Annotated in this window: 4 protein-coding genes; 1 reads left to right on the top strand and 3 read right to left on the bottom strand. The window is 46.3% G+C overall.

Annotated elements, in window-relative coordinates:
- Window positions 1-2,714: glycosyl hydrolase (locus tag ONB37_02470; GenBank protein MDZ7399008.1), on the top strand; the 2,714-nt coding region annotated here is incomplete at its 5' end.
- 335 nt (window positions 2,715-3,049) lie between these two features.
- Here ONB37_02470 and ONB37_02465 read toward each other — a convergent pair.
- From ONB37_02465 to ONB37_02455, 3 genes are all read right to left on the bottom strand, one after another.
- Window positions 3,050-4,141 carry a hypothetical protein gene (locus ONB37_02465; protein ID MDZ7399007.1) on the bottom strand — a complete coding sequence of 364 codons (1,092 nt, stop codon included), beginning with the start codon at window positions 4,139-4,141 and terminating at the stop codon, window positions 3,050-3,052.
- Window positions 4,142-4,291: 150 nt separating this feature from the next.
- Window positions 4,292-4,969, bottom strand: coding sequence for a bifunctional 4-hydroxy-2-oxoglutarate aldolase/2-dehydro-3-deoxy-phosphogluconate aldolase (locus tag ONB37_02460; GenBank protein MDZ7399006.1), 678 nt, complete (start codon window positions 4,967-4,969; stop codon window positions 4,292-4,294).
- Between the two features lie 138 nt (window positions 4,970-5,107).
- Entirely contained in the window at window positions 5,108-6,712 is a 1,605-nt protein-coding gene (locus tag ONB37_02455) for an amidohydrolase family protein (protein MDZ7399005.1), read from the bottom strand.
- Window positions 6,713-7,364 lie beyond the last annotated feature (652 nt).

Below are 7,364 nucleotides of genomic sequence, written 5' to 3'. Positions count from 1 at the left end.
ATCAAGGCATCGGTTTGCGAATGCACAAAGTGGCTTCGTTGCCCGATTCGTTGGAAAAGTATAAAATCATCCTGCAAGCGGAAAATGGCAAATTCAGGGACGTTACCGCCGTAGCCCAAAGCTTAAGCAAGCAGGGAACATACTATTTATTCGAATTGGTGCATGGCGCATCCTCCCCCTTTACGGCTGGCTTCCCTTACGTCGACCTGCTGGTGGCTGGCGTGACCGATACGTTTTTGCAAGCTACGATGCCAGGATATGAAAAATATCTGGGAAAAGAGTTTGGGAAGCTGGTTCCAGGAATTTTTACCGATGAGCCGAATCTCGATCATGGCGTGCCGAGAGATGCGATCCGCTGGACGCCAGAACTGTTTGAGGTGTTTGAGCGAGACTGGGGCTACAATCTGGTCGAATGCTTGCCGAGCCTGGCCGAAGAAGTTGGCGACTGGCAACGGGTGCGGCACAATTATTATCGCACGCTGTTGCAGCTTTTCATCGATCGGTGGGCCAAACCGAATCATGAATATTGCAAGACAAAAAATCTCCAATGGACGGGGCACTATTGGGAACATGACTGGCCCAGTCCCGTTTATGGCGGCGATAACATGGCCATGTATGCCTGGCACCAGATGCCTGGAATCGATATGCTGTTCAACACCCGAACCGAGCGGCCTGATCAATTCGGCAACAATCGGGCAGTCAGGGAATTGATCAGCGTGGCCAACCAAATGGGCGCAACTAGAACCCTGTCCGAGACCTACGGCGCTTCGGGTTACGATCTGACATTCGAAGATATGATGCGCAATGGCAACTGGGAGTTTGCGTTGGGCGTAAATTTCATGACCCAGCATCTTTCCTATTATTCGATCCAGGGAACGAGAAAGTACGACTTTCCTCAGACCTTCTCTTACCATGCGCCCTACTGGGAGCAATATCGGGAACAAAACGATTATTTTGGCAGGCTGTCGCTGGCGCTGTCTTCGGGAGAGCAAATCAACCGCATTCTGGTGATCGAGCCGACGACCTCGGCCTGGATGTATTTTTCAAAATCAGGATCGAATAGAAGATTCGAGCAAATTGCCAGGGCTTTTGAAAAGTTTGTTAATGAACTGGAATCGATGCACATCGAATATGATTTGGGATGTGAAAACATCATTAAAGATCACGGCAGGGCGGCTGATGGCAAATTCGTCATTAATCAACGAAAGTACGATCTGGTGATCTTCCCGCCAGGAACGGACAATTTGGACGAGCCAACGGTTCGGCTGCTGAAGCAATATCTGGAACAGGGCGGCAGGGTCATTTCATTCGAACAAGAGATCAGGTTTATCAATGGAGCCGCCTCCGAGGAATTAAAGAAATTGCAAGATAGCTATCGGCTCCAATGGAGAATGGCTTCATCGCTATCCGAGGTAGAAAAAGAGTTGATACCCCAGGGTTTTCAAGTTTTGAATCCGAAATCCTGTGGTGGCGAATTATATCACCAGCGCCGCATCTTCGAGGATGGCCAGCTGATTTTCTTCACCAATTTTAGCCTCGATCAGAAGTCAAAAGCTTCGGTAAGTATCGAGGGAGAAAATTTGCTCCTGCTGGATTTGATCAAGGGAGAAATCTTCACCTATCCCGCACAAAAAAATGGTCGCAACTTGCAATTTGAGATTGAGGTTCAACCAGGCGAAGGGAAGCTCTTTTTTGCGACCGATAAGAAATACAATTTCAAGCCATACAAACCACTCCCTAAGCAGGCTACTCCAATCAAAGCCGAGGAAGAGATCTCCATTCATCGGCTATCGCCCAATAGCCTGATGCTCGATTTTTGCAACGTCACGGTAAATGGCAAGACCTATTTTGACATGAACCACCATGATGCCGCCATGGAGGTTTTCCGTGCGCACGGGATCGAGCGAGGCAATCCCTGGACCGTAGCGGTTCAGTTCAAATCGACACTCGTCGATGCGGATACCTTTGCCGCCGAGAGCGGCTTCGAGGTGGAATATCCATTTGCTATTCAGCAGGATTTTGATGCCGAAAAAATGAAGGGGATAAAATTGGTAGTGGAGTGGCCCCATCTCTATCGGGTATTGGTCAACGGCAATGAAGCCAAACCGATTCCAGGGGAATGGTGGCTCTCCCGAGAAAATGGGGTTTATGCCATCGGCGATAATGCAAAACTGGGACAGAATTCGATCAAATTGATCTGCCGCCCCATGTCCATCTTTGCCGAGATCGAGCCCGTTTATCTCATCGGCGATTTTGCCGTCAAGCCATCAGCTAAAGGTTTTACCATCTCGAATCCAGCGCCATTGGCTATCGGATCGTGGAAAAATTTGGGACTGCCCACCTATCCTGCTGCCGTAGAATACACCAAAATTTATGATTTCGACCAGAGGTATCGGGAATGCTGGGTTCGACTGGGAAAATGGTCTGGCACCGTAGCCGAAGTGCTGGTCAATGGGAAAAAAGCGGGGCTGATTTACAGCCAGCCCTATCAATTAGCCATCACGGATTTCATCACCGAAGGCAAAAATACCGTTTCTGTCAGAGTTATTGGTTCGTTGAAAAATATCTTAGGCCCATTTCATCAGCAGCAAACGAAAGGATTGGTCACCCCATGGAGCTGGAAATTCCCGCCCAAGCAGCAGCCTGCGGGACACGATTATGCGCTGGTGGATTATGGGTTATTTGAGGAGTTTGAGGTTATAGCGGTAGATTAATTCTATCGCAAGGAACAGGGGCATGGAGCATGGGGCATGGCGCATGGAGTTCGGGGGGGCATCCATTGGGTTGTTTCAATCCGTTGGAGATTTTTTTCAAACATCTTAAATCAGCGGCTGTTTTACCATCCGTGGGGAATAAAATAGCTGCTTTAAATCGCATGAAGCGCTGCGCATGGAGCTCGGGGAGGCATCCGTTGGGTTGTTTCAATCCGTTGGAGAATTTTTTTCAAACATCTTAAATCAGCGGTTGTTCTATCATCCGTGGGGAAAAAATAGGTTTCCCTTCAATTTCGATTAAATGAAGATCAGAAATAGATCATTTGAAATAATACTCAATAAAGAGCTATCGCCTCATCCACCATTGCTAGATAATTTTCCACAGGAACGTAAGAAGGAATTGAGTTCCCTGAGCCAACGGCATATTTCCCTCGACTGCCACAGGTCTCAATCAGAATACGCGTTTTTGCTCGCACTACATCCTGAGAGCTATTAGAAAGGATATTGATGTCCAGCCCTCCCAATATTGCGATGCGGTCGCCATATTTGAGCTGGAAATCCTGAACCGGAATGATCGCGTCCTCGAATGAATGTTTGCCGTCTATTTGTACGTCATTGATCAGGTTTTCCATGATGGCTTCGAGGTTGCCGCAAGAATGCAGGAAATATGGACGTCCATGTTGATGGACCAGGGCAGCCAATTTTTTGTGCCAGGGCAGAAAATATTGTTGCAGCGCTTCTGGGGCGATCAGCGTGCCACTGCGAAAGCCCATATCATCGCCTTGAAAAATGGCGATGACTCGGTCTAAATCGAGCAGATGCTCATAGAAGCTGTAGATCAATTCGCCAATCTTGTCGGTAATCGCCTTTACTAAATCGGGCTGGTCATAAAGCGCCAAACAAAGGCCTTCATAGGACATCAACTGTGACACATGCTCAAATACACCGGCGCCGTGGCAAGTGATCAGCCCCATGCCATCCGGCAAATGATCGTTCAAATATTCGAATTTAAAGAAATCCATTTCCGATACATTGGGCCAAGGATATGTCTCGAAATCGTTCCAGGACATGATCGCCCCCCGATGTTGATCCACCCAAATTCTGTCTCTGGTCTTATCAGCTCCAACATCCTTGGCAACCAAATAGGTTCGATAGAGCGGCAAAGCCTCTTCGAAGCGTACAAAATCATAGCCCATCCGATACCAGAATTGGATGAAATTTTCCAAATATCCCTGCTGAGATTCACGATCCCGTCCCAGAGCGACCCATGGCCGATTCAATAGTTCCGTAACGATCGGCTTCATGACCACATCGTCAATGATGTATTCAACCAGCCGGACGGACTGGCGCCGAGAACCATTCATCAAGCTGTCAATAAATTTTTTGCCGTCTGGCTTTGGATTTTTTAGAGGTATGTTTTTTACCATTGATACTTGATCCAAGCTTAAACCCTCACCCCATTCATCAGGCGCGATCGAGCCAATTTTTCGGAGCCACATGATTGTTGTTGAATGGAGCGCTGATCGAACCCTTCGATTTGAATCGATCGAGCATCTGCCCGATTACCAATTTGGAAATTAAGCTCGCTTTATGATATTGAGCCACTTTTGCGCTTCGGCGCGCATGAGGTCTGGTTGATCGATTGCCTTGGTCACAGCTGATCCACAATAAATGCCTTCCGGATCCATTTGCACGATGTTTTGCAAATTTTCCAGAGAAATGCCTCCAGTGTAAACGATACGAAGCCCTTTATATGGTCCCTTCCAGGCCTTGGCCAATCCTATATTCGATCCCGTTTCGGTCAATGCAGGGAACAGTTTGTAAATGTATTGGTAGGGGTAGCGCTCTCTCAATTCATCCAGGTCACAGCCATAGAGCTGTGCTTTTTGAACAAGCTGTTTTCCGCAATCCGCTAACCCACCAGGAATGCACATCACATCGTTTCTCACTGCGATTTCCACAACGGATGGAATATAATCGGCCGAGACAATACCAGCGACTCCGGTATCGATAGCTAATTTCGCCTGAGTTTCGGTCATGACAGTGCCAGCGAGGATAAGCGCGTCAGGATGACGGTTTAAAACGGCTCGAATCCCATCAGCCGCAGCTTTGGAGCGAAAAGCGATCTCTAATACCACACCAAGCGGATTGAGCGTCTCATAAGCCACGACACATTGCTCAGCATCTTTAGGAGTCAGTAGCCCAATTAATCGATGTTGCTTCAAAATTTCAAAAAGAGCAATTGATTTGGTCATCTTCATCCTTCCATTTTGTTAGCGATTTTGATTAACCCTGCTTATTGAAAAAATCTTCAACAAAATTATTTGAGAATCAAATCAAAAAAAGTATCCAACGCTCACACGAATGTCTGATTGCAACGCAAATCGGTAAAATCAAATGCAGCGGTCGATGATCCTGCGCATATTTTTCCCAAGAATGTTTCGTTTGTCCGCCTCGGAGATGTTCGAATAAGCCAGCCATCCGAATTGGGGGATAGGGTCGCGCATAACGGCATCCGAACCATAGATGACACGTTCAGACCCGACCTCTCTGACCATATACTCGATCACGCCATTTGTCACAGCGGTATAGGTGATCTCAAGAAAAATGTTGGGAAATTGCTTGGCCAAAGCAACGTGCTTCCGTGCAGTCTCATAGCTCATACCAGAATGGGCCAGTAGAAATGAGATCTCTGGATACATTGCTGCCAATTCTTCCATCTCTTTGACAAAATTATCTGAAAAATGCATCAGCGCAAACAGTCGATGCTGATTGCCGTAGCTAAACCAGGTTCGATATCGTTGATCGTTATACGGCACTTTATTTCGTGGAAAATATGGTTTCATCCCTTTCATGCCATAAGTCTGATGACAGCGCTGAATTTCGAGATCCCAGTCCAAGACATAATTCGGATCAAGGGTGGCATATCCAACGATATGCTCGGGAAAATCTTGAATAGCCTGGTAGACAATTTCATTCCCACGTTCATAATCGTTCCAGATTCCCGTCCAAGAACTCACGCAGGTAATATCAACTCCAATTCGCCTGTTTCGTTCGACCAGACCAGCAGCATCAGCTTCTGGCATGGGGGCGATAACAATATCTGAATGTCCCTTTTCACTGATATGTGCGTGGGAATCGATCACTTCCATGTCAGCGATCGGCTTTGCTGAACGTACCTGCTGCAAAATCTTATCGGAATTGCGATCATCAGGATAATCATCAGGCAAATACTGGAGCTTCAACAGTCGAGCTAAATTTTCGTGAGCGATCTTTTTGCGGTGTTCCAGGCTGATGTCAGCATAGTCGATAAAAGCTTTGGCTGCACCAGGGCTTTTCTGCATCATTTGCGTTCCGAATAATAACTGGTCGGCCCCGATTTCTTTCACCAAAAATTCGATGATTCGATTGCCCTGATGATTGGAAAACTCACAATACAAATGGGGAAATCGTTTCAGGAGCGGCAGCAGATGTCGCGTGGCCTCCCAACGGACGCCGTGCAGAATCACATTGAGTCGGGGATAATTGGTACAAATCCAATGGATGTCATCCCAATCAATTTGCTGAGCCTCTGGCTCATGTTCGCCACGATCGAAAATCACAGGAATACCCGCATCTTGTAGCGAATTAAATAGCAAATCCATTACGGGATCTTTAAGGGGGAAACGATGCAATTTAGGAAATAGCTTCGCAGCCTTAACCCCTTTTTCGAGCATTTCTTGAACCAACTTCGGTCCAGGCGGTGCTTCGTCACACTGATGGGGAAGCACCACCCAGCAAGGAATAAGTCGAGGAAAACGATGACAGATATCTAACACCATCTGATTCCCAACCGATGGCTGAAGTTCTCTCGCAAGATGCGTATAGACAAGCGCTCCATGAATCAGACAGCGTTCCATGTCCGAGAGCATTTGATCTATGGTCCAGGGGGCTTCAAAATCTTTTCCAGTCCATTTTCCCACGGCGGCATAGCAATCGATGTATTTCAATTGAGCCATTGGAACCCTTCATTTTTGATGAAACCCGATAAGCAAGCGCTTTTTAGATAAATGCACAATATCACTTGCCAAGCCATTGCGAGCAGCGAAGCAAAGAAGCGATCTTTTTCATGATAGAATTGAGAGATTCATTCCCTTCGCGCTGAATGACGCACTGATTCTCATTGCAAGATTCTAATCATAACGCCGTTTTTTTTGAATCGGGATGGCTAATATAATAAATTACGACCAAAATTCATAGTTTTTTTTATAGGATCGGATTTTTTTCTATGAAAATGCCAGAAAAAAGTCTTGACTTTGATTGCAAAAACCATTATATTAACCACAAATTTTTTAGAAACGAGCCGATCACGAATAGCTGATTCTTATTGACTGAATCTGGCCAGTAAGCCGATGACGCTTGAAACGGAATATCAATTGGGGGGTGTCCGATGTTTATCGATCTTATAATGGAATTCAGCCAGATGACCACGCAAATTGAACTAAGCGATTGAAAAAGGAAATTACGTTATACTGAGGCGCAAATTAAGGAAGAATCCTTGTCAGAAGCCTAAGCATTTTAGATTAAGCACGAGATTCTTCGCTCCTTTTGCTCGCTGAAAATAACGATAGACTTTTAGATTGATTCTTAAGCTTGAATAGAGGATACGTA

This window comes from candidate division KSB1 bacterium, from assembly GCA_034506395.1.
In the GTDB taxonomy this organism is placed as follows: Bacteria; Zhuqueibacterota; Zhuqueibacteria; order Thermofontimicrobiales; family Thermofontimicrobiaceae; genus Thermofontimicrobium.
Note: the sequence above shows the minus strand (reverse complement) of the source record. Positions and strands in the feature narration are given on the sequence as shown.